Source organism: Cellulophaga tyrosinoxydans, assembly GCF_900176415.1.
In the GTDB taxonomy this organism is placed as follows: Bacteria; Bacteroidota; Bacteroidia; order Flavobacteriales; family Flavobacteriaceae; genus Cellulophaga; species Cellulophaga tyrosinoxydans.
This window is the reverse complement of the sequence record NZ_FWXO01000003.1, coordinates 64,131-90,883: the sequence shown is the minus strand read 5'-3', so window position 1 is coordinate 90,883 and position 26,753 is coordinate 64,131. Positions and strand designations below refer to the sequence as shown.

The window sequence follows — 26,753 nt, the reverse complement described above, 5'->3', positions numbered from 1 at the left end:
TTCGAGCAATTTTTTATAAAATTACAACGAGATTGGAAATATTATCTTATTAATACATGGTATTTTACTAAATTAGCTTTAGATTATAAATTATTTAAATCAAAAACCTTTGAATCAAAAGATAGATGAATTGAATTGGGGAATCTTAAAGAGTCTCCAAAAAAACGCCAGAGAATCCTTTGCAAATATTGGAAGAAAAGTGGGTTTAACGCCTCCTGCTGTTGCAGAGAGAATTAAAAAAATGGAAGACCTTGGGATTATTAATGGATACAAGGCAGTAGTGTCTCATACCCAAACTGGTTATCAATTAAAAGCAATAATTACTTTACGTGCTTTTATGGGAAAATTAAAGCCATTTTTAGAAACTGTCAAAACTTTTGAAGAGGTAATTAATTGTTATCGCATAACAGGTAATGAAAATATTATAATGGAGGTGGTTTTGAAAGACCAATTTCATTTAGAAAAATTCATCGATAAACTAATTCAGTATGGCGAAACTAGAACACATATAATTTTGTCTGAGGTTATTTCTGATGCTCCAATAGGAAAAAAGACTAAGGAAATTTAATAAATAAGCACAAGAACACTTGTTTATTTTGTAGATTTAAATAAAAATTTGGCTAGGTTTTTGATACCTTTTACTATATGAAAAAAAGAATATTTTGTCTATTAATTACTGCTTTTATAACCATTAATGCAGTTTCTCAAAACATATCATTAAAAAAAGGTGTTGTTTTAGATTCTATAGAAATTACGGATACAGATGGAGAGAATTTTGCGCTTTTTCTTCCAAAAAGTTTCAATTTGGATCAAAAATGGCCAATCGTATTTGTTTTTGATTTGAAAGGGAATTCTAAACAATCAATTCAAATGTTTGCGGCAGCAGCAGAGAATCAAAATTACATTATAGCCTCTCCTAATCAGCTAAATGATTCATTATCTATTTCAGAAAATGTATTACTTACAAGTAGAATGATGAACTTTGTGCTTAGTACTCTACCTGTAGATAGCCAACGTATGTATACTGCCGGTTTTACAGAAGGCGCCAAGTTTGCATCTGTTCTTCCTGTGATCATTAAAAACATAAAAGGGGTAGTGTCGGTTGGTGAACCAATTGGGAATACCGATGTTTTAGATTCAAAAAACTCCTTTCATTACATTGGACTTGTTGGCGCTGATGATTATAATTTAATCGAAATGCAATTGAATGAAAAGATGTTGAATTCATTACGTTTTCCTAATGAATTATTCATTTTTGAAAATGGCAGCGCTCCTACTTCTTTAGAATATATTGAAAAATCGCTTGTAGTCTTTACTTTAGAAGCTATGGCTAAAGGTGTTGTGCAAAAAGATGAAGCATTTATAGCTGAAAATTATAAAGCAACTTTAGCCTTAATTGAAAGCTTAATCGCAAGAAATAAATTAATAAAAGCAAATAATTTAATCTCCGAATCTTTAAGTATTTATAGATCTTTGGTGGATACAGATGCACTCAAAGCTCGGCAAAAGAGTCTGCAGAAAGATAAAAATTATAAAGCCTTAAAACGTAGTGAATCTGGCTATTCTTTTAAAGAAATGTTGCTAAGAGAGGATTATGATTATGCGTTATATGAAGATGTATTAAACTATAATTTTAATAATTTAGGTTGGTGGAATTACCAAATGCAAGAACTAAAAAAATATTCATTGAGTGCAAATTCTTTAGAGGCTCAAATGGGCAAACGTTTAACAGGTTTTGTCAATCATTTAGTGGATAGTAATATTAGGGAGTTAGGCGCGGAACCTACAGTAGATGAAGAAGGAATAAGTTACCTATGGATGCTTAAAACTATAACTAATCCTAAAGAATATGCTTCTTATATAAACGTAATCTCATATGCTGCTAAAGTTGAGGATTATGGGACTGCACTATTTTATTTAGAAGAATTATTAAAAGCAGGCTATCAAGATAAGAAAGCATTATACGAAATAGAACATTCGGCCTTATTACGTATAACTCCAGAGTTTAACTTATTGGTTGAAAAATATTTAAAAGACGCGCGCTACGAGGTTATTGAGCAATAAAGTGTGGGGTTTTTGCAGCATCCCAATCAATCACTAAGCCTTTAGCTAAATCTATAGCAACTTCTTTCCCATAAAGCAATTCGCATAAGTATAGAGCAGCGTCAAAACTTTTTGCTCCACCAGCTGAGGTAATGTATTTTCCATCGTGTACAAAAAATGAATTTTTCTTTACATTTAATTGAGGGAACATTTTTTCATATTTTTTAATATCACTTGGAAATGTTGTGGAAGCAACGGTGTCTAGCAATCCTGCTTTTGCCAAAACAAAAGCCCCATCGCAATGACTGGTCATGTACAAAGCTTTTTCATTAACGTTTTTAACAAAACTTAGCATCACTACATCTTCCAAATCACTATCCATATGATGTTCTGCACTAGGTATAACTAATATATCAATTTCAGGTAAATTGGTTTTTGTATAATCAAAATCTGGCAAAATACGGATACCTTCAAAAGTTGTTATAGGATCAAGTGTATTGGCAACGGTGAATACATTCATGGCCTTGATATTTTTACGATATTGTGTATGCTGAAAAATATCAAAAGGAGCAGTTAATTCTGTATTATAAGTACCATCCATAATTAAAAACGCCACATTATAACGGTCTGGCTTAATTTTTAATTTAGCATTGTTTTTGTTGCTAGAAGTATAGGAATTTTCGCAAGAGAAAATACCTAATGAAAGTATGACTAAAAATAAGGTAGATTTCATGACTTTGTTAATTTGCCTCGAAAGTACAAACAAAAGTAATATCACCGTCAAAACTATGCTAAGAATTGAAAATTGTTATTTCTGTATGCATTTCATTAGGAGTACAATATTCACTTTAAACTTGTAAGACAATATATAATAAATTGTATTTTTGATTAAAATCATATCTATGAAATTAGTAAACTTATTTTTTCTATTGGTATTGCTAGGTTGTAATGGAGAGAAAAAGTACCATGATTTAGCCGAGCATAATTTAGAGCAAGTAGCGTCTAAGGCAATAGAAGATATATTAGAATTTCAACGTGAGCTTAATAAAGAGTATAAAGATCCAGAGACTTCTCCTTTGTATGATAAGGACAGGAAAAATTTTAAAAGTTTAGATTTTTTCAAACCAGACACAACCTTCAGAGTTGTTGCAAAATTTGTTAGAACGCCAGATGCCTTGCCGTTTTATATGCCTACCACCACTAGTCGTAAATCAACAGAAGCAGTTTATGGAATTGCTTATTTTAAAATAAAAGGCAAAGATTATCAATTAGAAATATATCAAAATCAAGAATTAATGTTGCAAGAAAAATATAGAGATTATTTGTTTTTACCTTTTTCAGATAAAACCAATGGGAATGAAAGTTATTCGGGAGGTAGGTATATAGATCTAACCATCCCAGAAGGAGATACTATCTTACTGGATTTTAATAAAGCTTATAATCCTTATTGTGCCTATAATAAAAAATATTCGTGCCCAATTGTTCCTAAAATAAATACACTAGATGTAGCTATTAGGGCAGGAGTAAAGGCATTCAAAAAACACTAAAATTTAACTAAGATAAACGCCTATCTAATTTTTTAGAATTAGTAGATTTCGCTATTGTATAGGTTAAGTAGTGTAATATGTTGTCTTAATTAAAATTGTTTAATTTATTCCAGCATTACCACTCTCTTTAGTGCGTATTCTATAGGCTTCAGTAACTTCAGAAACAAATATTTTTCCATCTCCAACATTGCCTGTGCTCGCTGTTTCTAATATGGTATTTACAGTACGCTCTAAAAACTCATCAGAAACAACTATGGTTAAATACCTTCTTTGTATATCAGATGTGCTATAGGAAATTCCACGATAAATTTGACCTTGTTTTTCGTTGCCAACTCCAGTTACATCCCAGTAACTAAAAAAGTTTACTTCAATTTTATGAAGCGCTTTTTTAACTTCATCAAATTTTGACTTACGAATGATTGCTTCTATTTTTTTCATAAAAGAAATGTTAGATTCACTTACAAATGTAAAAGAAAAAAAAGAATTATAGCGTCATTGTTATTGGTGTTTATTATGGGTATAACTTGGAAAAAATAGAAGCTAAATATAGACTATTGAAGTTTGTGGAAATTTTTTAATGTAATAGAGAAATGTTGCTTTTATACTAATGCTTTAGAATTATGTTTCTAATAATTATGAAACAAAAAAGAGGCCTTCTTAACTAAGAAGGCCTCTTTCTATCAACTTAAATTATTTTGTTTAGAACGAGTAAATAGCTGCAATTAAGAAAGATGATAAGCTTTTAGAAGCAGCTCCATCGTTATCAAAAAATGCGTCATCAGAAGTGCTATCTAATCTCAATTCTGGCTTAATAGTTAAATTTTCAATAGAATAGCTACCAGTTAATGTAGCAGTAAAAACGCTAGAATCTTCTACACCTGTTCCTATTGCTCCGTAATCACCACTTTCAGCGAAGTATTCTCCTCTTAATCCAATTTTAAAACTATCAGAAGTTGCTAATTGAGGGTAAATTGCTGCACCAAAGAAGCCTACACCATCATTGTCTTGGTACGCTGCATTAAGTCCTAAATAGAATGTGTCAGATAAATCAAAACCACCGGTATAATCAATTTCAAAACCTAATTTAGCATTGCCATCATAGTAGAAATTTAAATATTGCCCTGAATACCCTAATTGAGCTCCTAATGAATAAGCGCCAGGTACTGATCCACTTGTGCCATTGAAGTTTTCATCTGTAACATTCATAACAGCTAACATTAAGCTAAAATCTTCAGATAAAGCAAAATCTGCTTTTAAACCCACGTGTGAGAATGGTCCATAAGAGAATAAGTATGATGTGCTATAGTTAAAATTAGCAGCAGGTGAAATTACTTCGTAGCCTAAATACGTGTTAAAACGACCTACGGTAAGTTTAGTTCCCTCTGATACATTCCAGTAGGCATACAATTGGTTTACAAATATGCCAGCATCACCTCCAGCTGCTTGTAAAGCTCTAGGTCCAAATGCTAAGTCGGCAACAGCTCCAGTTTTAGCTCCTTCGTAAGAAGCGATAACATTAGCCATACCTAAAGCAAATCCTGATTCATTTGCAAAAGACGATCCAGGAGCTTGAGAACCAACATCTGAGGAGCTTAAATTTGTTCTATAATAAGCATCTACAGTTCCAGAAATAGATAGTGGTTTTTTTTCTTCTTCAGCTTCTTCTTGTGCGAAAATAGCGGTACCTGCGAATAAAGATGCAACTAAGAAAATATTTTTTACGTAATTTGTTTTTCTAATCGTTTTCATAAATTAATGATTTAGTAAATCTGTTGTTTAGAGATTTAGATGAGATTTAATTTTTAATTGAAAATGTGTAAGTAGCGGAGCGTTCTGCAAAACGCTCCGTTTTCTTTTTATTAATGTTGATTCATTCTAAAGTCAGGATAAGCATCCATTCCATGTTCATGAAGATCTAAACCTTCCATTTCTTCTTCTTTAGAAACTCTAATTCCAGCTGTTTTCTTAATTACTATAAGTATGATAAATGCAGTTATACAGCAGAATGCGCCAATAACTCCAATTCCTGTTAATTGATAAATTAATTGATCCACACCTGCTTTTGCTCCAAAGATACCAACAGCAAGTGTTCCCCAAATACCACAGATAAGGTGTACAGCAATTGCTCCTACAGGATCATCTAATTTTATTTTGTCAACCAAAGCAACAGCACCTACAATAAATATACCAGCTAATACTCCAATAATTACCGATTCATTTGGCGACATAAGATCTGCTCCAGCAGTTATACCTACTAGGCCTCCTAAAATACCATTTAAGAACATGGTTAAATCTAAATTTTTGTATAGAATAAAAGAAAAAAGCATAGCGGATACACCACCAGCTGCAGCTGCCAATGAGGTTGTTACTAACACAAGAGAAGTGCCTGCAGGATCTGCAGAAAGTACAGAACCTCCGTTGAATCCAAACCATCCTAACCATAATATTAAAACTCCTGCTGCTGCTAAAGGTATATTGTGTCCTGGTATAGCTTGTGGTTTACCATCTTCGCCAAACTTTCCAATTCTAGGGCCTAATAGATAAACAGCAATTAAAGCTGCCCAACCACCTACAGAGTGTACTAGGGTAGAACCTGCGAAATCATGGAAACCACCTTCTTCACCACCTAGTGTAGAAAGGAAACCACCACCCCATTGCCAAGAACCAACAATTGGATATACTAATCCTACGTATATAATGGTAAAGATCATAAATCCACCAATTTTTACACGTTCAGCTACAGCACCAGAAACAATAGTTGCTGCGGTTGCTGCGAACATTCCTTGAAAAAGAAAATCTGTCCAATACGTATACCCGCCACTTGCATATTCTGGTGTCATTCCATTTTCTCCTGGATCTAAACCAAATCCAGCAAATCCTAAATATCCATTAAAATCACCTGGATACATTAAGTTAAATCCTCCAATGTAGTAAAGTAAAAGTCCAATGCATATTATAAATACGTTTTTAAAAAGTATATTAATAGTGTTTTTTTGTCTCGTTAGTCCTATCTCTAAAAAAGAGAAGCCTAAATGCATGAAAAATACAAGTGCTGTACATATCATCATCCAGACGTTGTTTGCGGTAAATAATCCTGCTTCCATATTCTTATATAGTATTAATTTATTAGTTTGATTTAGTTGATTCCTGCTTGACCACTTTCTTTGGTTCTGATTCTGTAAGCTTCTGTTACTTCAGAAACAAATATTTTTCCATCACCAACATTACCTGTGCTCGCGGTTTCTAAAATGGTATCAACCGTTCTTTCTAAAAACTCGTCAGAAACTACAATGGTTAGATATCTTCTTTGAATATCTGAAGTACTATAAGATATTCCACGATACACATGTCCTTGTTTTTCATTGCCAACTCCAGTTACGTCCCAGTAACTAAAAAAGTTTACTTCAATTTGATGTAGCGCTTTTTTCACTTCATCAAATTTTGATTTTCTAATTATTGCCTCGATTTTTTTCATAATTGATTTGTTGATTAACAAAACAAATGTATGTCAAAAAAATAAAGACCCCCTAAAATTTAGGGTTAACATGTCGATTTTTATAATTATAATAATTTAAACCCCAAAAATTTATGGGTATCTATAAATTAATCTATAAATAATATTTATTTGATTATACTAAAATGTTAAATAATGTGAAATTGTAGGGTAAGTAGATTTTTTTGCTTGTTTTTTTGAGAATTGTTCAAAAACTAACAAGAAAAGGTGTAAATGCTTAAAAATTTAAAAAGAACTGAGTTTATTGTGTTTTTTATAACAGAAGTAGGAAAAAGGCCTGTCTTTTAAACAAGTTTGGAAAGCCAAATACCAATTGAAATAGCAACAATGCCAATAACAACACTGCTTATAGTGTATATAGCAAAGTTAATTAGATCTCCATTCTTTAGAAAAGTTTGGTTTTCAAGCGCAAAAGTAGAGAATGTTGTAAAACCACCGCAAAAACCAGTGGCCAATAATAATGTTTGATTTTGAGTGAGGTAATTGTCCTTTAAAGAAAAGCCTAAAATAATTCCTATTAAAAGACAACCTAAGATATTAACAAGAAAAGTACCGAAGTAAAAATTGGAGTAGGAAGTATTTAGTGCTTTACTAATTATATAACGTAAAACGCTTCCAAGGCCTCCTCCTAAAAAAACAAGTAGAATGTGTTTCATACTTTAAAAGTATAAAACTACACTGCTTTTTTGTATTTAGCCTCAATAATATTTAAAGGATATATTTTTGTAGGAGAATAATCTGCAATATTCGAATTTGTTTTTTGTGTTCTTTTCTTATTAGAATTTACACTAAATAGCAATAATGCTGCATTTAAACCTACTAGAACCAATAAAATACTGAAAAAAGTTAACATATAACTGACATTTAAGTATTACAACGCAAAAATATGACTTTTCTTACATTTAAAAATTTAATGTTGTGTATTTTCTAATTTTTGTGGTGTACGCAATTTTTCAGTTAATTTTTCAGCAAATACTTAATTATGAACAAAATTGCTATAAAGATTATGAACGTTAATCCAATCCATTTAACACCTTTATAATTTTTTAAATGTAGATTTTTGTCTTTTCTATAGGTGAAGTATATAATTATAGAGAAGCTAACGAAAAAAAGAGCGGCAAAAATTAGTTGTCCCGTACTGAACATATTTTTTATTTTTATGCAAAAATAACTTAATCTAGATTAGATGAAAAATAAACTTAATGCGGTAGCGCTTTTTCATGAAACTTTTGGAATGGGAGTTGCCACTACAATGAGAGCAGATTTAGGGCCGGATAAAAATCTATTGCGTTTTAACTTAATGGATGAAGAAAATAAAGAGTATTTAGAGGCGGCTCAAGAGAATAATTTAGTTGAAGTTGCAGATGCTCTTGGAGATATGCTGTATATTCTTTGTGGCACTATTTTGGAGCATGGAATGCAATATAAAATAGAAGAAGTTTTTAATGAAATACAACGTAGTAACATGAGTAAACTTGGAGCCGATGGCAAACCCATATATAGAGAAGACGGTAAAGTCTTAAAAGGGCCTAATTATTTTCAGCCCAATATTAAATCTATTTTGGAACAATAATAATAAAGCCGCTCGATCAGAGCGGCTTTATTGTATGAATAAAATTATGTTATAATTTGTATCTCCAACCAAACTTGTCTTCAGCTCGGTTGTATTGTATGTCTGTAATTCTATTCTTTAAACGCGTAGCATAACTTTCTTGTAATTCAGGCAAATCATAATCTGTACCCTTATGCCCAAATGTTGAGATAGGTGAAATTACTGCAGCAGTACCAGCGCCAAACATTTCTTTTAACGAGCCATTTTTAGCAGCCTCAACAACTTCGGTTACTGTAATTTTTCTAACTTCAACTTTAATATTCTCATCTTTAGCTATCTCGATAATACTTTTTCTTGTTATACCGTCAAGAATACGATCACTTGTTGGGCCAGTAATTAAGGTGTCATTAATACGAATAAAAATATTCATAGCACCAGCTTCTTCAATGTATTCATGCGTATTATCATCTGTCCAGATAACTTGATTATATCCTTTTTCAATAGCTAATTGGGTTGGATAAAATTGTCCAGCGTAATTACCACCAGCTTTTGCATAGCCAACACCACCATTTGCAGAACGTGAATAAGTTTCCTCTATTAAAACTTTAACTTTTCCTGAAAAATAGGAACCAGAGGGAGCTAAACAAATCATAAACTTATACTCGTTTGCAGGAGAAGCATGAAAACCTTGGCCAGATGCAAAAATAAATGGTCTTATATATAAGGAACTCCCTGCTTTTTTTGGAATCCATTTTTCATCTAAGGTAATTAATGCGCTTAATCCTTCCATGAAATAGTTTTCAGGAATTTCAGGTATAGCCATTCTCTTTGCAGAAATATTTAATCTTTTATGATTGTCCAAAGGTCTAAATAACCAAATTGCTTCTTCAATATCTTTATACGCTTTCATGCCTTCAAAAATGGATTGACCATAATGAAAGATTTTTGCCGAAGGATCCAAGGTTATAGGACCGTAAGGAACAATTTTAGGATTTTCCCAAGCACCATTTTTATAATCGCACACTAGCATATGATCGGTAAAGACGCTCCCGAATGCCAGATTGTCGAAATCTACTTTATCAATTTTCGAGGTTTTACTTTTTTCAATTGAAATTAGGCTTTTTGTACTTGTCTCCATTGCTTTTAAGTTTAAAGGAATAAAATTAAGGAATTCTATCAATAAGACTTCTTTTTTTATTTAAAATTGTCCAACTTTGTACATATTACTCAAACTTTAAATATTATGAAAAGAATTAACATTTTACTTGTATTTATCTTGCTTTTTGCAGCATGTAAAGGACAAAATAAAGAAGCCAATACCGAAGTAGAAACCAAATCAACGACAGAATATACTTCAATTGGAGTGGCAATAGATGAAAATGGCGCAATTTTGAGTGATGAAATGACTTCGAAATTTCAAAATTTAATAGTTTCTGATACTTTAAAAACCAAATTCTCGGCAACGGTAACAGAAGTGTGCCAATCTAAAGGATGCTGGATGAAATTAAAATTAGAAAATGGCGAAGAAGCAATGGTTAAGTTTAAAGATTATGGGTTTTTTATGCCTAAAGATATTGCTGGTAAAGAAGTTATTGTAAATGGATTAGCATTTATAGAAGAAATGTCTGTAGAAGAGCAAAAACATTATGCCGAAGATGCTGGAGAATCTAAAGAAGTAATTGCGGCTATTACAGCTCCAAAAAAGACGTATAGGTTCGAGGCCGATGGCGTTTTATTAAAAAAATAATTTGGAACGCAAAATAATAACAACTTCAGATGGTTCCACAACAATACAATTAGTGGAGTGGAATGAACAGTATCATTCTATACATGGTGCCATCCAAGAGGCATATCATGTATTTATTAAAAACGGATTGTCGCTTTTTAAGAATAAAGAAATACAACTTCTAGAAATTGGTTATGGTACTGGATTAAATGCCATTATTACGGCTATTGAATCAGATAAATATCAATTAAAAATAAACTATTGTGGAGTAGAAGCCTTTCCTGTTGCTATGGAGGAAATTGTGCAATTAAATTATATTGACCAGTTAAATGCTCCAAATTTTCAAGATCAATTCATGAAAATGCACAGTAGTGCTTGGGAAAATGAAATTGCCATTTCTGATAATTTTAAGCTTACAAAACAGAAAAAAGAATTTCAACAAATAAATCAATCTAATTTTTTTGACCTTATTTATTTTGATGCGTTTGGTGCACGTGTACAGCCCGAATTATGGACAGAAGATATCTTCCAAATTATGTATAAGGCACTGAAAAACAATGGGGTTTTGGTTACTTACTGTGCTAAGGGTAGTGTCAGAAGAGCAATGCAGGCCGTAGGTTTTTTTGTAGAACGTTTACCTGGCCCTCCTGGTAAAAGAGAAATGTTGAGAGCAACAAAAAAGTTAAGTTAGTTCATGTTTAAACCGTTGCAGTGTTTATGTTAAACCTTTTTTAAATGCTCAATGACTGGTGTCAAAATCAGCTATCTTTATAAAAAAAGAAATGAAAATACTCGTAACAGGCGCAACAGGTTTAGTAGGTAAGGCGATTGTTGCAGAATGCCATAACAACGCTATTAAGGTACATTACCTTACTACCAGCAAAAACAAAATTGTTTCTAATGAAAATTATAAGGGATTCTACTGGAATCCAGAAGCCTTAGAGATAGATTTGAAGTGTTTTGATGGAGTAGAAGCGATTATAAATTTGGCAGGATCTTCTATATCTAAAAGATGGACAAACAGCTATAAGAAAGAAATTTTAAATAGTAGAATTAACGCTCTAAAGACATTGCATAAAGGCTTAAATGCCATTGAGACAAATAAAATAAGATCTTTCGTGTCTGCTTCTGCAATAGGAATTTACCCTAATTCATTTAATAAACTTTATCACGAAGATGATGAGTTTCCTTTAGACGGGTTTTTGTCCGAAGTGGTAAATGCTTGGGAAAAGGAAGTAGATACTTTTGTAGCCTTTAATGTAAACATTGTAAAAATCAGAATAGGATTGGTATTGTCTAGTAACGGTGGTGCATTGCCAGAAATGGCGAGACCAATTAAATTATTCGTAGGTTCGGCCTTTGGCACAGGAGAGCAATGGCAATCTTGGATACATGTGAAAGATTTGGCACGTTTATTTCTATTTGTTATAAAAAATGAACTTGCTGGAATTTATAATGGTGTTGCTTCAAATCCGGTTACAAATAAAAAATTAGTTGCTCAAATAGGAACAGTATTGAATAGGCCTATTTTTTTTCCAAAGGTTCCAGAGTTTGTTCTTAAAACTATACTTGGTGAAATGTCTGCATTACTATTAAGTAGTCAAAGAGTTAGTAATAAAAAAATAATTGAAGAAGGGTTTACTTTTAAATTTGAAAATGTAAGTGCTGCCTTAGCATCAATTTATAAAAAATAATACTGCCAAATAGGTTGCTAAAACTACTTTTTTAATGTGCAACCGCCCAACTCTCTTGAAAATTTACCTTTTCGTCTTTTATTGTTACAAAGTTTTGTGACATTTTGACATTTTTAAATAATTGGCAGTACTTTTGCCAATTGTAAACTGCAGATTGAAAATAGATAAAATCCATGAGTGATAAAAACAATATTGACGAAATACTAGACGGTAATTTAAACGAAGAAGTTCAGGATAAAGAACAAGAGCAAGTTGAAAATGTTGAAGTTGAAGAACTTTCTGTTGAGGATCAATTAAAAGAAGATTTGGCAAAAGAGAAAGACAAATTTCTTAGACTTTTTGCTGAGTTTGAAAATTACAAAAAACGTACGTCTAAAGAGCGTATGGATTTATTCCGTACTGCTGGTCAAGAGGTAATAGTTGCACTTTTACCAGTTTCAGACGATTTTGATAGAGCACTACAAGAATTGTCAAAATCAGAAGATAAAGAAATGTTTAAAGGCGTTGAGTTGATTCAAAATAAATTTAAGCAAGTATTAAAAGCAAAAGGTTTAGAAGAAGTAGAAGCTAAACCAGGTGATGTTTTTGATGCTGACTTACATGAAGCTATTACCCAAATACCTGCCCCAGATAAGAAAATGAAAGGTAAAATTATAGATGTAATCGAGAAGGGCTTTAAATTAGGAGATAAAATTATCCGTCATCCAAAAGTGGTTGTTGGTAATTAATAAATAGATATGAAGGAAGATTATTACGACATATTAGGCATTAGTAAAGGAGCGACAGCAGCTGAAATTAAAAAGGCATATCGGAAAAAGGCGGTACAATATCACCCAGATAAAAATCCTGGAGATGCAAAAGCTGAAGAGATGTTTAAAAAAGCTGCAGAAGCTTATGAAGTGCTGAGCGATGATAATAAAAAAGCAAGATATGACCAATACGGTCATGCGGCTTTTGATGGCGCAGGTGGCTTTGGAGGCGGCGGTGGCATGAATATGGATGATATATTCAGTCAGTTCGGAGATATTTTTGGCGGTGCTTTTGGCGGTGGAGGTTTTAGTGGTTTCGGCGGTGGCGGTGGCCAACGACGAGTAAAAGGGAGTAGTCTTAAAATAAGAGTTTCGCTTACTTTAGAAGAGGTTGCGAATGGTGTAGAGAAAAAAATTAAGGTAAAACGTAAAGTACAAGCAAGCGGTGTTACCTATAAAACTTGTAGTACTTGTGGTGGTAGAGGGCAAGTAACAAAAATTACCAATACCATTTTAGGTCGTATGCAAACTGCGGCTACTTGTAGTAGTTGTGGAGGCGCTGGTCAGTTAATAGATAAAAGGCCACATGATGCAGATGCTCAAGGAATGGTGGTTAAAGAAGAGACTGTATCTGTAAAAATACCAGGAGGTGTTGAAGATGGAATGCAGTTAAAGGTAAGTGGTAAAGGTAATGATGCTCCAGGAAATGGTGTTCCTGGCGATTTAATTGTTGCTATTGAAACCTTAGAACATGAAACTTTAAAAAGAGAAGGGGATAATTTGCATTACGATTTGTATGTGAGTATATCTGAAGCTGTTTTAGGTACTTCTAAAGAAATAGACGCTGTTACAGGTAAAGTTCGTATTAAATTAGAGCCAGGTATTCAATCTGGTAAAATATTACGATTAAGAGGAAAAGGAATTAATAGTATTAATGGTTATGGTGCAGGAGATTTACTTGTGCATGTAAATGTTTGGACACCTAAAACTTTGAATAAAGAACAAAAAGAGTTTTTTGAGAAAATGCAGGATAATGAAAACTTTATTCCTAGTCCTGAAAAATCAGATAAATCATTTTTTGAAAAGGTAAAAGATATGTTCTCTTAGGTATTTTATTAATTTTTAAAATAAAAAACTTATATTTGAAATAACGTTGGGCAACTAACGTTAATTTTCTTTTTCATAGCAATTTTTTTCCCATCCTTGATTACTTGAGGGTGGGTTTTGTTTTTTATAAGAAAATACATACAAAAACAAGGTGCAAAAGTGAGGTGTTAATTTATTCTTTAAACAGAATCCCACTTTTAAATCAATTCAATATCTTTGGTAAAATTGTTTGCATGAACCATATTTTGGTAGCTAAAGAAGTCAGTAAAAAGTATGGCAGCCATATTGCTTTAAATAATGTTTCTTTAGAAATTCCTGAAAATAGTATTTACGGCTTACTTGGGCCTAATGGTGCTGGTAAAACTTCTTTAATTAGAATTATAAATCAAATTACATATCCAGATTCAGGTGAAGTTTTCTTTAACGGACAAGCTCTAAATCCTGAGCATATTTCTATGATAGGCTATTTGCCTGAAGAAAGGGGTTTGTACAAGAGCATGAAAGTTGGGGAACAGGCGTTGTACTTGGCACAATTAAAAGGATTGTCTAAAGATGATGCCAAGAAGAAACTAAAATATTGGTTTGATAAATTTGAAATAGGGGATTGGTGGAATAAAAAAGTACAAGAGCTATCAAAAGGGATGGCTCAGAAGGTACAGTTTATAGTTACGGTACTGCATGAACCTAAACTTTTAATTTTTGACGAACCATTCAGCGGCTTTGATCCTATTAATGCAAATATGATTAAAGATGAAATTTTAGAGTTAAAGAATAATGGAACTTCTATCATTTTTTCTACACACAGAATGGAATCTGTTGAAGAGCTTTGTGAATATATTACGCTAATTCATAAATCTGAAAAAATACTTGACGGTAGTTTATCTAGTATAAAAAAGGCATATAAAAAGAACATTTTTGATGTTGGCATGCAAACTAGTAATTTTCAAGAGATATTGAATGAGTTAACAAAGCGGTTTATTATTCTAGATTCGCATATTGATGCAAAAGAGAATCAATTAAACTTTAGCCTACAATTGGAAAACCTTAGTACACAGGAGATTTTAACTTATCTCGCATCTAAAGCACCAATTAATCATTTTTTAGAAAGAATACCTACAGTGAATGATATTTTCATACAAACCATAGAAAGTAAAAACTCTAATGCATAAACTCTTACTAATAATCAAAAGAGAATATTTGGCCAAAGTCCGAAATAAATCTTTCGTTATAATGACTTTTTTAAGCCCAATTCTAATGGTTGCCATGGTTGTTTTAATAGCTTTTTTAACAAAGCTAAATGATGGGGATAAGCAGATTATAGTTGTTTTAAATGAAAGTGATTATTTTGGAAATGAATTTGTTACGACTGAAAGTACATCGTATGTTAACTTTAAAAATATTCCGTTAAGTGTAGCTAAAGATTCTACGGTAAATCTTGGCTTTTACGGACTTTTGCATATTCCTAATGCATCTACTTTAGAGGAGATTTCTGAGCAAACATTTTTTTATACCAAAGAAGCTCCAAGTACAATGGTTCTGGATAAGTTAGAACAAATTTTTAAAAACAGATTAGAGCAAAACAGGTTGCAGGAACTAGGTGTATCAAAAAAAGAATTTATCGAAATTGACAAAGCATATGCTATTAATACGGCAACGTTTTCTGGAGAATTAAACATAAAAGGTTTTAATGAAATTAAAGCTTTTATTGGTGGTGGTTTTGGCTATTTAATAATGATGTTCATTATTATTTATGGTGGTTTTGTTATGCGCAGTGTAATAGAAGAAAAAACAAGTAGAATTATTGAGGTTATAATTTCATCTGTAAAACCTTTTCAATTAATGATGGGTAAGATCATTGGTACGTCATTGGCAGGTATAACCCAATTCGTTATTTGGATAATTTCTGCATCAATACTTTTAACAGTGTTAATTTTAGTTTTTGATGTAGACCCAGCAAGTTTCGACACCACAAATCAATTAGCCAAAAACGGAATGCCAGCGGCAACATCTGTATCTAATATTAGTGAAAAAGCTATGGCTCTTGGTGCAGAGATATATAAAATTCCTTGGGTAATGTTGATAAGCTTTTTTATGGTTTATTTTTTGTTAGGATATTTAATATACAGTTCTATTTACGCAGCAATAGGTGCAGCTGTAGATAACGAAACAGATACGCAGCAATTTGTTTTTCCGGTTATTTTACCATTAATGTTGGCAATTTATGTAGGATTCTTTTCTGTATTTAATAATCCCCATGGTCCAATAGCAGTAGCGTTTTCATTATTTCCATTAACATCTCCAATTGTTATGCTTATGCGGCTATCCAGCGGAATAGGCGAAGGTGGAGTGCCGGTATGGCAAGTAATATTATCAATTACATTATTAATTATTACTTTTATTGGTATAGTTTGGTTAGCTGCGAAAATATATCGTGTAGGTATTTTAATGTATGGAAAAAAACCTAGCTATAAAGAACTTTATAGGTGGTTAAAGTATTAGTAAATGATGCAACAAAAAGCGGAAAAAGTAAAAGAAATAATAGAAGAAGATATTTGGGGTTCTATACAAGATTTTCTTGAATTGGGTTTCCATTTTGGTAGTGGCGACAAACAAATTCATATAACAATTGGTTTGCTTTTGTTGTTGTTTGCGGCTTTTGTTGCAACATCTTTTATTTTAAAATGGTTACGATATTTGTTTACCCGAAAAATGGAAGTTGATGATAAAAATAAATTTATCAGCGTTTTCAAGTTTATTCGGTATGTAGTATATGTGGTGGTGATATTATTTACCATGAGTGCTGCAGGAATAAATATAACAATATTACTTACTGCATCTGCAGCACTGTTTGTTGGTTTAGGTCTTGCCTTACAAGAGCTATTTCAGGATATTATAGGTGGAATATTTATCATCGTAGATAAATCTATGAGTGTTGGAGATATAGTAGAAATAGATGGTAAAGTTGGTAAGGTGTTTGAAATAAAACTAAGAACAACAAGGTGCATTACACGAGATGATAAAGTAATTATCATTCCAAATCATAAATTCATTGGAGAAATTATTTATAATTATACACAAAATCATAAAACAACAAGGGAAACAGTAAGCGTAGGTGTGGCTTATGGAAGTAATGTAGAATTAGTTACCAAATTATTAGAAGATGCAGTGCATCAACAAAAAGGAGTATTGAAAAGCCCTAAGCCTTTTGTGTTATTTCAAGATTTTGGAGATTCGGCTTTGCTTTTTGATATTAATTTTTTTGTTAGCGATAGCTTTTCTTCTCCTAGAATTAAAAGCGCTATACGTTACACCATCAACGCTAAGTTTAAAGAAAACAATGTAAGTATTCCTTTTCCTCAGAGAGATGTTCATTTGTTCCAACAATCTCCCGTTCTAAATATGAAGAAGGATAAACTATAATATTTAGAATGATAAATAAGAGAATTTGGAGTACCGTAATTATTTTTTTAATTACGATTTCTGGAATAAACGCTCAAACTCCTGATGTTTTTAGACTTGAGTATATGAGTATGCCTAAAAATAAAGACGAAGTAGCTTTAACAAGGTTAAAAATAGTGGCTAATGTTCCAATTAAAGTTGGTAAAGAAGATAATTTTATCATTGGAGGAGAATATAACAAATTCGCTTATGTATTGGATCAGGAAGTGGCTTTTGATAAGGATGTTTTTAAAGATTTTCATGTGATAGATCTTAATTTGGCTTATATGTATCGGTATAATGAAGATTGGCGTTTTATTGGGGTGGTTACTCCAAGAATTTCTTCCACATTAAACGAACCCTTGCAAAAGAATGATATTGCCATGAATGTCACTGTTGGAGTATTGAAGGAGAAAAAAAATGTTGAAAAGCCTACCAGATTGGTTTTGGGATTGTCCTATAATTCTACTGTAGCTTTTCGAATACCACTGCCTGTGCTGTATTTTGAAAAGAGATTTGATCCTAAATGGGCATATGTAATAGGTGCGCCAAAAAGTGCTTTAAAATTTTATCGTACAGAAAAAAGTGTGTTTCAAACCGAATTTATTTTGGATGGTTATTACGCAAATCTCCAAAATAATATGCTTCTTCCGAACGGCAATTCAGCAGCGGCCATTTCTTCCTCTGCCGCTTTAATTACATTAGGCTATCAACATACCATAGCTAAAAATATGTTTGTTTATGGTTTTATGGGGCATACACTCTTTAATAATGGAGTATTACGCAATGAAGAAAGAAAAGAAAGCATTATATTAAACAACGAATCAAGTTTCTATTTTAGAACTGGTTTTAGAATAGGACTTTAATAAATTATAATAAACAATCATGTCAAGAATACTTGTAATAGAAGATGAAGCAGCCATAAGAAGAGTTTTAGTTAAAATTCTATCTGAAGAGAGCGATACGTATACAGTTGATGAAGCAGAAGATGGTTTAAAGGGTATAGAAATATTAAAAAAAGAAGACTACGATTTGGTGCTTTGCGATATTAAAATGCCAAAAATGGATGGTGTAGAGGTGCTTGAAGCATGTAAAAAAATTAAACCAGAAATTCCTTTTATTATGATTTCTGGCCATGGCGATTTGGATACGGCTGTAAATACAATGCGCTTAGGTGCATTTGATTATATATCAAAACCACCAGATTTAAACAGATTGCTAACTACGGTAAGAAATGCATTAGACAGAAAAGAACTGGTTGTTGAAAACAAAATATTAAAGAAAAAGGTTAGTAAAAACTATGAAATGGTAGGGGAGAGCGATGCTATCGGTGCTATTAAAGACATGATAGAGAAAGTTGCCCCTACAGATGCTCGTGTTTTAATTACAGGTCCAAACGGTACGGGTAAAGAACTGGTAGCACATTGGATTCATGAAAAAAGCCAGAGAAGTAGTGCGCCTTTTATTGAGGTTAACTGCGCGGCAATACCTTCGGAATTAATTGAAAGTGAGCTTTTTGGTCATGTAAAAGGAGCTTTTACTTCTGCGGTTAAAGATAGAGCTGGTAAATTTGAAGCAGCTAATAATGGAACCATATTTTTAGATGAAATTGGCGATATGAGCTTGTCTGCTCAGGCAAAAGTGCTAAGAGCTTTGCAAGAAAGTAAAATATCTAGAGTTGGTACGGATAAAGATATAAAGGTTAATGTTAGAGTAGTTGCGGCTACTAATAAAGATTTAAAGACAGAAATAGAAGAAGGTAGGTTCAGAGAGGATTTGTACCATCGACTTGCGGTGATTTTAGTTAAAGTTCCGGCTTTAAATGATAGGCGTGATGATATTCCACTGTTAATTGGGCATTTTGCAGAAAAGATAGCAGCGGAGCATGGAACAGCTCCTAAAGTATTCACCGAAAAGGCAGTTAACTTATTAAAAGAATACGATTGGACTGGTAATATTCGTGAGCTTAGAAATGTGGTAGAGCGTTTAATAATTTTAGGTAACGCAGAAGTTGATGTAAACGATGTTAAATTATTTGCGAGTAAATAAAAATCAGAATTATTTACAACCTTCTAATTTTTTTAGCGCTGCGGAGGCTATAGCTTTTGTTCTTAAATTGTAGTATTTCTTGCCTTCTGTTAGATCATCTTTTAGAAGCGCTTGTTCGCATTTTTTATAAATATCGGTAGTAAATTTTGTTGCTTCTTTACAATCAACACTTTCAACTACTAAGTTTAGTGATTTTTCAAATTTTTCTAATGAAACATCTATTTTTTGACGAAGTTCTCTATCTGTAGTTATTTTATTACTTAACTTTTCTTCATCAGAAGTTTTAATATTTAAAGTAAGTAAATCTGCTTGATAATTACCTTGGTGTGTATAATGTTCGTGTAAAGATTCTAAACTGGATGCAGTGTTAACTAAAGCTCGTTCTATTAATAAATGTGCGGCTTTTATAGTAGATGTTTTTGTTGCTTTAATTAAATTATCTAAGCCATCAAATAAATTTTTCGATGCATAACTACAACCACAGTCTTTTAATTTTTCTCTAGTTTTTTCAATAGCATTAATAGCTTTGTAAACCTGAAACTTGGCTTTATTAAGATCTTGCTCTGAGAGTGCCTTTTTAGTTTGTGTCTCTATAAACTCAATATTAGAACCCACATATTCGCAAGCTCTATCTGTTGTAAAAGAGGTAAATAGCAGAAATGCCAAAAGGCATAGTATATTTGAAATACTTCTCATTAGGTTAAGATTTTAAAAAAGTAACATTTGGGATGTTGCTTACGTAAATTTAATATCAAATTACCGTAAAAAACTATTTTCTCGATGTACGCCAGTTTTTTCTGTATAAGAAACTCAAATTATGCTAATTTTTACCTAAAATTGATAGTTTTAAAATTATAGAATATTAAAGTCTATAAAAATATTTTATATTCATACCATGAAGGACATTGATATAGATTTTTACCGTGTTAAAGATCAAATAAGTTTAGATAATTGCAATACTTATGAAAATTTTGGCGAAGATGATGATGATCTTAAAAAGCAATTAGACAAAGTAAGAAGAGAATTAGGCGAGTTTCAAGATACCTTATATGCACATGGCAAATACAGTGTTCTGGTCTGTTTACAAGGTATGGATACTGCAGGTAAGGATAGCCTAATTCGAGAAGTTTTTAAAGATTTTAATGTTCGAGGAGTTGTTGTGCATAGTTTTAAAGTGCCAACAGAATTAGAGCTTAAGCATGATTACATTTGGAGGCATTATATTGCATTACCAGCAAAGGGTAAAGTTGGTGTCTTTAATCGTACACATTATGAAAATGTATTAGTAACCAGAGTGCACCCTGAGTATATTATGGGAGAACATATTCCAGGGATCCATTCAGTCGAAGATATTGATGATGTTTTTTGGAAAAAGCGTTTTGAGCAAATAAATAATTTTGAAAAGCATATTGCAGATAACGGAACAATTATTTTTAAGTTTTTCTTACACTTATCTAAAGAGGAGCAAAGACAGCGACTATTAAGAAGATTGCAACTTCAGAAAAAAAATTGGAAGTTTTCTCCAGGAGATTTAAAAGAACGCCAACTTTGGGATAAGTATCAAGAATGCTATGAAGATGCATTAAATAAAACATCAAGACCACATGCTCCCTGGTACGTTATTCCTGCAGATAATAAAAAAGGAGCTCGTCTTATAGTAGCCAATACATTATTACAAGAGCTAAAAAAATATAAAGATATTAAAGAGCCAGAATTAGATGATAAAATTAAAGCTAATATGGAAGATTATAAGAACCAACTACAATCAGAAAAGGAATGAAAAATATAGTATTTACAATAAGCTTATTATGTGCTTTAACAACTTTTTCTCAAAAAACTGATGAGCAACAAATAAAATCAATTTTTGATACGTCATTAAGTAATGGAAAATCATACGATTGGTTAAACTATTTGTCCAATCAAATTGGGGGTAGATTGTCAGGTTCTGTACAAGCGCAACAAGCGGTTGATTATACCAAAAAACAACTCGAAGATTTAGGTTTGGATAAAGTTTGGTTACAACCAGTAATGGTTCCAAAATGGAATAGGGGAATTCCAGAATTTGCTTATTTCGAAACTGATCCAGGTGTTACTACAAATATTCCTATTTGTGCTCTTGGAGGATCTGTTGCAACACCTTTAGGCGGACTTAAAGCAAATGTGGTTGAAGTAAAGAGTTTAGATGATCTTGCTATTTTAGGTAAACAACGCTTACAGGGTAAAATAGTCTTTTTTAATCGCCCAATGGATCCAAAAAACATTAGCACCTTTACATCTTATTCTAGTTGCGTAGATCAACGCTATGCTGGCGCTGCAGAAGCGGCTAAATATGGAGCAGTGGGTGTTATCGTAAGATCTATGAATCTTAGACTAGATGATTATCCACATACAGGTTCAATGAGTTATGGAGATATTCCTGTAAAAGACCGAATTCCTGCTGCAGCAATAAGTACAAATGGTGCGGATTTATTGAGTATATCTTTGCGTTTAAATCCGGATATAAATTTCTTTTTTAGACAAACATGTGAACAATTTGAAGACGTTGAATCTTATAATGTAATTGGAGAAATAAAGGGAACTACATATCCAAATGAAGTAATTGTTGTTGGAGGACATTTAGATTCATGGGATTTAGGGGATGGAGCGCATGATGATGGCGCAGGTTGTGTTCAAAGTATGGATGTTTTGCGCTTATTAAAAGAAACCGGATATAAGCCAAAACGTACAATAAGAGTGGTTTTATTTATGAATGAGGAAAATGGACTTCGAGGGGGCAATAAATACGCCGAAGTAGCAAAATCTAGCAAAGAAAAGCACATTTTTGCACTAGAAAGCGATTCGGGAGGTTTCTCTCCAAGAGGGTTTTCATTTGATTGTAATGAAGATGATTTTAAAAAAATAGCATCTTGGAAAAATTTATTTGAACCTTATTTTGTCCATCTTTTTATAAAAGGATACAGTGGTGCGGATATTGGACCTTTAAAAAATCAAGATATTGTTTTAGCAGGTTTAGTACCTGATTCTCAACGTTACTTTGATCATCATCATGCTGCCAATGATACATTTGAGCATGTAAACAAAAGAGAACTTGAACTTGGAGCTGCTTCAATGGCAAGTTTGGTGTATTTGTTTGATAAATATGGAAACGATATCAATTAATTGATGTAAAGATTTTATAAGCCATTTTATTTTTTAGATGGTTTTATAAGATCTTTACAATGTAAAGTATTTTTTTAGGCAAAAACTTAATAGTACCTTTGTCGCTCACAAAAAATGAGCAAAATGAAAGACGGAATCTACGCAAAATTCAATACTTCAAAAGGAGAAATATTAGTAAAGCTTACACATGACAAAACACCTGGTACTGTTGGTAACTTTGTTGCTTTAGCAGAGGGTAATTTAGATAACAAAGTTAAGCCACAGGGAACACCATACTACGATGGGTTAAAATTCCACCGTGTAATTCCTGATTTTATGATCCAAGGTGGTTGTCCACAAGGAACAGGAACAGGTGATGCAGGGTATAAATTTGATGATGAATTTCATGTAGAATTAAAGCATGATGGTCCTGGAGTACTTTCTATGGCTAATGCAGGTCCTGGTACAAATGGTAGTCAATTTTTCATTACACATATAGCAACACCTTGGTTAGATAACAAACATACTGTTTTTGGACATGTAGTTGAAGGTCAAGACATTGTTGATGCTATAAAACAAGGCGATAAAATTGAATCTTTAGAAATTGTAAGAGTTGGCGCTGAAGCTGAGAAATGGAATGCTGTGGAGGCATTTAGAACTTTTGAGGGATCTAGAGAGAAAAGAATTGCAGAAGAAAGAGCAAAGCAAGCTGCAGAATTGGATAAGGTATCTGCTGGTTTCGAAGAAACAGAAAGTGGATTACGTTATAAAATTATTCAAAAAGGAAGTGGTAAAAAGGCAGAGCCAGGAATGCAAGTTTCTGTACACTATGAGGGGGCTTTAATTAACGGAACTGTTTTTGATTCATCATACAAAAGAAAAGAACCAATAGATTTTCAAGTTGGTGTTGGTCAAGTGATACAAGGATGGGATGAAGGTATTTGTTTGTTGCAAGTTGGTGACAAAGCGAGATTTGTTATCCCTTCAGATTTAGGGTACGGAAGTGCTGGAGCTGGCGGAGTAATACCTCCAAATGCTATTTTGGTATTTGATGTAGAATTAATGAAAGTTAGTTAACCCAACTTTAAAAGACTATAGAATTATAAATGGCTCTCAATTTTTGAGAGCCATTTATAGTTTAGAAGGTTTTCTATTAACACTAAAAAGTAGTATTATAATATTAATTACAACCAAAATAGATAGTATAGAAAAAAATGTAATCATTATATAAACTTTAAAGTTTTGTATTTACTTATAAAACACTTTAAGGGGTGAAAACCCTACTTTAAAGTCCGTTTATGTTTAGAATTATTTACACTTAAGATTAAGAGGAGAATATTTATTGCTAATAATAAAAATAAGATTCCGAAAAAAGTATTCATAGTATTGGATTAATTGTATAGTAATTCTGGGGGAACTTATTTGTTTTATATAACAGATGCAGAATGCATAAAAGAGTTGCGTGTAAATTATAGATTTTTGTAAATATTTGTAAGTTTTTAATGTCAGAAGCTGTCAGGGTAGGTGTTTTGTCTAAAATTGTATTTAAAAAAAGCCCGACCAATTGGTCGGGCTTCTAATCAAAAAAAAAGTTTTACGTATGTATTATAGTACTCTTACATTTACTGCGTTCAATCCTTTTTTACCTTGTTGTAGTTCAAATTCTACAACATCACCTTCACGAATTTCATCTACTAATCCAGAGATGTGTACAAAATGATCTTCGCTTGAGCCCTCTTCAGTGATAAATCCAAAACCTTTAGAATCATTGAAGAATTTTACTGTTCCTTTATTCATTATAAAATATTAAAAAAATTAATTAAGTCACAAAGGTAGTGTATTAAAATTTAACACAGTGATTTTTTGATAGTTATATTTAATAAATAACTATTTATTTACAATGATTACTAGGGTTTTATAAATTAGGCTGAGGTGTCATGCGTAAATAAGGCTTTATTTCTTCAACTCCTTTGGTGAATATCTTCTTTGCATCGGCCGTAGCAATAGCAGGGCTAACAACAACGTTATCACCATTTTTCCAGTTCGCAGGTGTCGCAACTTTATGGTATGCTGTTAATTGTAACGAATCTATTACGCGTAATAGCTCGTAAAAATTTCGACCTGTAGATGCCGGATAAGTAAGTATAAGTTTTACTGTTTTATCTGGTGCAATTATAAATACCGAGCGTACCGTTAGTGTACTATCAGCTTTTGGGTGAATCATATCATATAAATCTGATACTTTTCTGTCTTCATCCGCTAAAATTGGAAAATTTACCGTTGTATTTTGCACCTCATTTATATCTTTAATCCATTCGGCATGAGAAGCTGCGCTATCTACGCTTAAGGCTAACATTTTTACATTTCGTTTGTCAAATTCATCTTTAAATTTAGCTGCAGTTCCTAATTCTGTAGTACAAACTGGAGTAAAATCAGCAGGATGTGAAAATAGGATACCCCAACTATCACCTAGGTAATCATATAAATTTATCATTCCCATAGAGCTATCTACTGTAAAATCTGGTGCGGTATCTCCTAATCTAAGTGTTGCCATTTTATGTTGTTTTTAGAATTATTTATTAGTCTATAAAATTAGTGGATTAAATAATAAAATTCCACTTTTATCAGGTTAAAAATGTATTAAAATTTACTATTTTTAAAATATGGAAAGCACAGCACTCGAAAAATTAAAATACCCCATAGGTTATTTTACTTGCCCAGAAACTATTAGTGATGAACATATTAATAGTTGGATTAATGATTTAGAATTATTACCCGTTAGATTAAAGGATTTGGTGGAACATTTAAATCAAGAACAACTGGATACTCCTTATAGACCAGGAGGTTGGACGGTAAGAATGCTTATACATCATATTGCTGATAGTCACCACCACAGTTATACTCGTTTTAAGTGGGCTTTAACTGAAAAATCGCCTGTTATTAAAGCCTATGAAGAAAAAGACTGGAGTCTGCTTTTTGATGCTAAAACAGCTCCAATTGAGCTTTCATTAAATTATTTAATTGCATTACATGCCAAATTAGTTTATCTATTGAAAGGTTTAACAACTTCAGATTTAAAAAGAGAATATATTCACCCTGATGGTAATATTCATGTAAGTGTGGCTGAAAATATTGGTAAATATGCTTGGCATAGTAACCACCATCTAGCACATATTAAGGGGCTAATTGCTAGTAAAGGTTGGTGATAATCATTTAATCCATTTAATATTACACCCCATGCTAGGTTTTTGAATGCTAGTGTTCATCTTATTTTCTAAAAGGCAATCAAGTGCATTTTTTAAATCCGATCCAGTCAAAGGAATAGAATTTTCAGGGCGAGAACCATCTAATTGCCCTCGGTAAACTAACGCTAGTTTTTTATTAAATAAATAGATGTCTGGTGTGCATGCTGCGTCGTATGCTTTCGCAACTTCTTGAGTACTATCAAATAAATAGGGAAAGTTATAGCCCATTTGTTCTGCATTCTTTTTCATTAAATGCGGAGCGTCTTGCGGGTAATTAACAATATCATTACTCGAAATGGCTACAAAATTTATCCCCTTCGGTTTATAGTCATTAGCAATTTTAATTAGCATTGGGTTTACATGAATCACATACGGACAATGATTACAAATGAATAGTATAACAGTACCTTTAGGACCTTTTAATTGGTCCAAAGTATATTCTTTTTCAGTAATGGTGTCTTGTAACTTAAAATTTGGTGCTATAGTGCCCAACGGCAACATATTGCTTGGTGTTAATGACATTGTAAATATTTTTTAGGTTAAAGTTATTAGATTTTTTTAAATTTCCATGGTTAAGCTGTTAATGATTGAAAGTATAATTAGATATTGTGATATATGAATACCTTGAGTTGGTCAGATTTTGAAAAAGTGGATATGCGTGTAGGTACTATAGTAACTGCTAATGATTTTCCTGAGGCGAGAAATCCTGCTTATATTTTAGAAATAGATTTTGGCTAAGAAATAGGAATAAAAAAAACATCAGCTCAAATTACTAAACTTTATGCTAAAGAAGAACTTATAGGACAACAAGTTGTTGCTGTAGTAAACTTTCCCAAAAAACAAATTGCAAGTATTATGAGTGAATGTCTTATATTGGGAGCCGTAGATAATAAAGAAGTAACCTTGTTGCAACCTGGATTAAAAACTAAAAACGGACTTAAAATTTCATAA

General features: G+C 32.3%; 31 protein-coding genes and 1 pseudogene. 19 read left to right on the top strand and 13 right to left on the bottom strand.

Going from position 1 to position 26,753, the window contains the following annotated elements:
- Nucleotides 1-109 precede the first annotated feature (109 nt).
- Both B8963_RS09975 and B8963_RS09970 read left to right on the top strand, forming a co-directional pair.
- On the top strand, nucleotides 110-568 hold the full coding sequence (locus B8963_RS09975) for an Lrp/AsnC family transcriptional regulator (protein WP_084061380.1): 459 nt from the start codon (nucleotides 110-112) through the stop codon (nucleotides 566-568).
- A 77-nt stretch (nucleotides 569-645) separates the two neighbouring features.
- Nucleotides 646-2,064, top strand: a complete 1,419-nt coding sequence (locus B8963_RS09970; RefSeq protein ID WP_084061379.1) for an alpha/beta hydrolase — start codon at nucleotides 646-648, stop codon at nucleotides 2,062-2,064.
- Here the strand turns inward: B8963_RS09970 and B8963_RS09965 are convergent.
- Nucleotides 2,051-2,776: a DJ-1/PfpI family protein gene (locus B8963_RS09965; protein ID WP_084061378.1), complete on the bottom strand. Its 726-nt coding sequence runs from the start codon at nucleotides 2,774-2,776 to the stop codon at nucleotides 2,051-2,053. The two genes, B8963_RS09970 and B8963_RS09965, sit on opposite strands and share 14 nt — an antisense overlap.
- Nucleotides 2,777-2,945: 169 nt before the next feature.
- Here B8963_RS09965 and B8963_RS09960 point away from each other — a divergent pair, with 169 nt between their 5' ends.
- Nucleotides 2,946-3,590 carry a DUF1684 domain-containing protein gene (locus B8963_RS09960; RefSeq protein ID WP_084061377.1) on the top strand — a complete coding sequence of 215 codons (645 nt, stop codon included), beginning with the start codon at nucleotides 2,946-2,948 and terminating at the stop codon, nucleotides 3,588-3,590.
- A 99-nt stretch (nucleotides 3,591-3,689) separates the two neighbouring features.
- On the opposite strand, the gene B8963_RS09955 is transcribed toward B8963_RS09960, so the two are convergent.
- The 7 genes from B8963_RS09955 to B8963_RS16095 form a co-directional block, all read right to left on the bottom strand.
- Nucleotides 3,690-4,028: a P-II family nitrogen regulator gene (locus B8963_RS09955; RefSeq protein ID WP_084061376.1), complete on the bottom strand. Its 339-nt coding sequence runs from the start codon at nucleotides 4,026-4,028 to the stop codon at nucleotides 3,690-3,692.
- Nucleotides 4,029-4,289: 261 nt separating this feature from the next.
- Entirely contained in the window at nucleotides 4,290-5,339 is a 1,050-nt protein-coding gene (locus tag B8963_RS09950; protein ID WP_084061375.1) for an outer membrane beta-barrel protein, read from the bottom strand.
- A 110-nt stretch (nucleotides 5,340-5,449) separates the two neighbouring features.
- Nucleotides 5,450-6,694 carry an ammonium transporter gene (locus tag B8963_RS09945; RefSeq protein ID WP_084061374.1) on the bottom strand — a complete coding sequence of 415 codons (1,245 nt, stop codon included), beginning with the start codon at nucleotides 6,692-6,694 and terminating at the stop codon, nucleotides 5,450-5,452.
- Between the two features lie 32 nt (nucleotides 6,695-6,726).
- Nucleotides 6,727-7,065, bottom strand: a complete 339-nt coding sequence (locus B8963_RS09940) for a P-II family nitrogen regulator (RefSeq protein ID WP_084061373.1) — start codon at nucleotides 7,063-7,065, stop codon at nucleotides 6,727-6,729.
- Nucleotides 7,066-7,388: 323 nt separating this feature from the next.
- Nucleotides 7,389-7,760 (bottom strand): fluoride efflux transporter CrcB, encoded by a 372-nt coding sequence (gene crcB, locus B8963_RS09935; RefSeq protein WP_084061372.1) that lies wholly within the window; start codon nucleotides 7,758-7,760, stop codon nucleotides 7,389-7,391.
- 17 nt (nucleotides 7,761-7,777) lie between these two features.
- Complete coding sequence (locus B8963_RS09930; protein ID WP_084061371.1) at nucleotides 7,778-7,957, bottom strand: hypothetical protein; 180 nt, start codon at nucleotides 7,955-7,957, stop codon at nucleotides 7,778-7,780.
- A 104-nt stretch (nucleotides 7,958-8,061) separates the two neighbouring features.
- Nucleotides 8,062-8,250 (bottom strand): hypothetical protein, encoded by a 189-nt coding sequence (locus B8963_RS16095; protein WP_084061370.1) that lies wholly within the window; start codon nucleotides 8,248-8,250, stop codon nucleotides 8,062-8,064.
- 40 nt (nucleotides 8,251-8,290) lie between these two features.
- On the opposite strand from B8963_RS16095, the gene B8963_RS09920 reads away from it, so the two are divergent.
- Nucleotides 8,291-8,677 carry a pyrophosphohydrolase domain-containing protein gene (locus B8963_RS09920; RefSeq protein WP_084061369.1) on the top strand — a complete coding sequence of 129 codons (387 nt, stop codon included), beginning with the start codon at nucleotides 8,291-8,293 and terminating at the stop codon, nucleotides 8,675-8,677.
- A gap of 49 nt (nucleotides 8,678-8,726) precedes the next feature.
- On the opposite strand, the gene B8963_RS09915 is transcribed toward B8963_RS09920, so the two are convergent.
- Complete coding sequence (locus B8963_RS09915) at nucleotides 8,727-9,794, bottom strand: branched-chain amino acid aminotransferase (protein WP_084061665.1); 1,068 nt, start codon at nucleotides 9,792-9,794, stop codon at nucleotides 8,727-8,729.
- A 105-nt stretch (nucleotides 9,795-9,899) separates the two neighbouring features.
- Between B8963_RS09915 and B8963_RS09910 the strand changes: the two genes are divergently transcribed.
- The 10 genes from B8963_RS09910 (at nucleotide 9,900) to B8963_RS09865 (ending at nucleotide 19,419) form a co-directional block, all read left to right on the top strand.
- The gene (locus B8963_RS09910) at nucleotides 9,900-10,403 is read left to right on the top strand and encodes a DUF4920 domain-containing protein (RefSeq protein WP_084061368.1); all 504 of its coding nucleotides are present in this window, start codon (nucleotides 9,900-9,902) and stop codon (nucleotides 10,401-10,403) included.
- Between the two features lies 1 nt (nucleotide 10,404).
- Nucleotides 10,405-11,073, top strand: a complete 669-nt coding sequence (gene mnmD, locus B8963_RS09905; protein WP_084061367.1) for a tRNA (5-methylaminomethyl-2-thiouridine)(34)-methyltransferase MnmC2 — start codon at nucleotides 10,405-10,407, stop codon at nucleotides 11,071-11,073.
- 91 nt (nucleotides 11,074-11,164) lie between these two features.
- On the top strand, nucleotides 11,165-12,076 hold the full coding sequence (locus tag B8963_RS09900; RefSeq protein ID WP_084061366.1) for a TIGR01777 family oxidoreductase: 912 nt from the start codon (nucleotides 11,165-11,167) through the stop codon (nucleotides 12,074-12,076).
- Nucleotides 12,077-12,249: 173 nt separating this feature from the next.
- On the top strand, nucleotides 12,250-12,804 hold the full coding sequence (locus B8963_RS09895; protein WP_084061365.1) for a nucleotide exchange factor GrpE: 555 nt from the start codon (nucleotides 12,250-12,252) through the stop codon (nucleotides 12,802-12,804).
- A 9-nt stretch (nucleotides 12,805-12,813) separates the two neighbouring features.
- A complete protein-coding gene (gene dnaJ, locus B8963_RS09890; protein WP_084061364.1) occupies nucleotides 12,814-13,932 on the top strand; it encodes a molecular chaperone DnaJ in 1,119 nt (372 codons plus the stop codon).
- 233 nt (nucleotides 13,933-14,165) lie between these two features.
- Entirely contained in the window at nucleotides 14,166-15,101 is a 936-nt protein-coding gene (locus B8963_RS09885; protein WP_084061363.1) for an ABC transporter ATP-binding protein, read from the top strand.
- On the top strand, nucleotides 15,094-16,431 hold the full coding sequence (locus tag B8963_RS09880; RefSeq protein ID WP_084061362.1) for an ABC transporter permease: 1,338 nt from the start codon (nucleotides 15,094-15,096) through the stop codon (nucleotides 16,429-16,431). Before B8963_RS09885 ends, B8963_RS09880 begins: the two co-directional genes overlap by 8 nt.
- 3 nt (nucleotides 16,432-16,434) lie before the next feature.
- A complete protein-coding gene (locus tag B8963_RS09875; protein WP_084061361.1) occupies nucleotides 16,435-17,352 on the top strand; it encodes a mechanosensitive ion channel family protein in 918 nt (305 codons plus the stop codon).
- An 8-nt stretch (nucleotides 17,353-17,360) separates the two neighbouring features.
- Nucleotides 17,361-18,236, top strand: a complete 876-nt coding sequence (locus tag B8963_RS09870) for a DUF6268 family outer membrane beta-barrel protein (protein ID WP_084061360.1) — start codon at nucleotides 17,361-17,363, stop codon at nucleotides 18,234-18,236.
- A gap of 19 nt (nucleotides 18,237-18,255) precedes the next feature.
- Complete coding sequence (locus tag B8963_RS09865) at nucleotides 18,256-19,419, top strand: sigma-54-dependent transcriptional regulator (RefSeq protein WP_084061359.1); 1,164 nt, start codon at nucleotides 18,256-18,258, stop codon at nucleotides 19,417-19,419.
- Between the two features lie 9 nt (nucleotides 19,420-19,428).
- Here B8963_RS09865 and B8963_RS09860 read toward each other — a convergent pair whose 3' ends face one another.
- Complete coding sequence (locus tag B8963_RS09860) at nucleotides 19,429-20,115, bottom strand: hypothetical protein (protein ID WP_084061358.1); 687 nt, start codon at nucleotides 20,113-20,115, stop codon at nucleotides 19,429-19,431.
- Between the two features lie 199 nt (nucleotides 20,116-20,314).
- Here B8963_RS09860 and B8963_RS09855 point away from each other — a divergent pair, with 199 nt between their 5' ends.
- The 3 genes from B8963_RS09855 to B8963_RS09845 all read left to right on the top strand — a co-directional run bounded on the left by B8963_RS09855 (nucleotide 20,315) and on the right by B8963_RS09845 (nucleotide 23,634).
- A complete protein-coding gene (locus tag B8963_RS09855; RefSeq protein ID WP_084061357.1) occupies nucleotides 20,315-21,199 on the top strand; it encodes a PPK2 family polyphosphate kinase in 885 nt (294 codons plus the stop codon).
- On the top strand, nucleotides 21,196-22,578 hold the full coding sequence (locus B8963_RS09850; protein WP_084061356.1) for a M20/M25/M40 family metallo-hydrolase: 1,383 nt from the start codon (nucleotides 21,196-21,198) through the stop codon (nucleotides 22,576-22,578). The genes B8963_RS09855 and B8963_RS09850 overlap by 4 nt, the downstream gene beginning before the upstream one ends.
- A gap of 123 nt (nucleotides 22,579-22,701) precedes the next feature.
- Complete coding sequence (locus tag B8963_RS09845) at nucleotides 22,702-23,634, top strand: peptidylprolyl isomerase (RefSeq protein WP_084061355.1); 933 nt, start codon at nucleotides 22,702-22,704, stop codon at nucleotides 23,632-23,634.
- A gap of 528 nt (nucleotides 23,635-24,162) precedes the next feature.
- On the opposite strand, the gene B8963_RS09840 is transcribed toward B8963_RS09845, so the two are convergent.
- Nucleotides 24,163-24,354: a cold-shock protein gene (locus tag B8963_RS09840; protein ID WP_013549199.1), complete on the bottom strand. Its 192-nt coding sequence runs from the start codon at nucleotides 24,352-24,354 to the stop codon at nucleotides 24,163-24,165.
- A 118-nt stretch (nucleotides 24,355-24,472) separates the two neighbouring features.
- Nucleotides 24,473-25,111 carry a peroxiredoxin gene (locus B8963_RS09835; protein ID WP_084061354.1) on the bottom strand — a complete coding sequence of 213 codons (639 nt, stop codon included), beginning with the start codon at nucleotides 25,109-25,111 and terminating at the stop codon, nucleotides 24,473-24,475.
- Between the two features lie 109 nt (nucleotides 25,112-25,220).
- Between B8963_RS09835 and B8963_RS09830 the strand changes: the two genes are divergently transcribed.
- Nucleotides 25,221-25,763: a YfiT family bacillithiol transferase gene (locus tag B8963_RS09830; RefSeq protein WP_084061353.1), complete on the top strand. Its 543-nt coding sequence runs from the start codon at nucleotides 25,221-25,223 to the stop codon at nucleotides 25,761-25,763.
- Nucleotides 25,764-25,766: 3 nt separating this feature from the next.
- On the opposite strand, the gene B8963_RS09825 is transcribed toward B8963_RS09830, so the two are convergent.
- Entirely contained in the window at nucleotides 25,767-26,324 is a 558-nt protein-coding gene (locus tag B8963_RS09825) for a thioredoxin family protein (protein ID WP_084061352.1), read from the bottom strand.
- A 93-nt stretch (nucleotides 26,325-26,417) separates the two neighbouring features.
- Here B8963_RS09825 and B8963_RS09820 point away from each other — a divergent pair.
- Nucleotides 26,418-26,753, top strand: a pseudogene (locus B8963_RS09820) (tRNA-binding protein).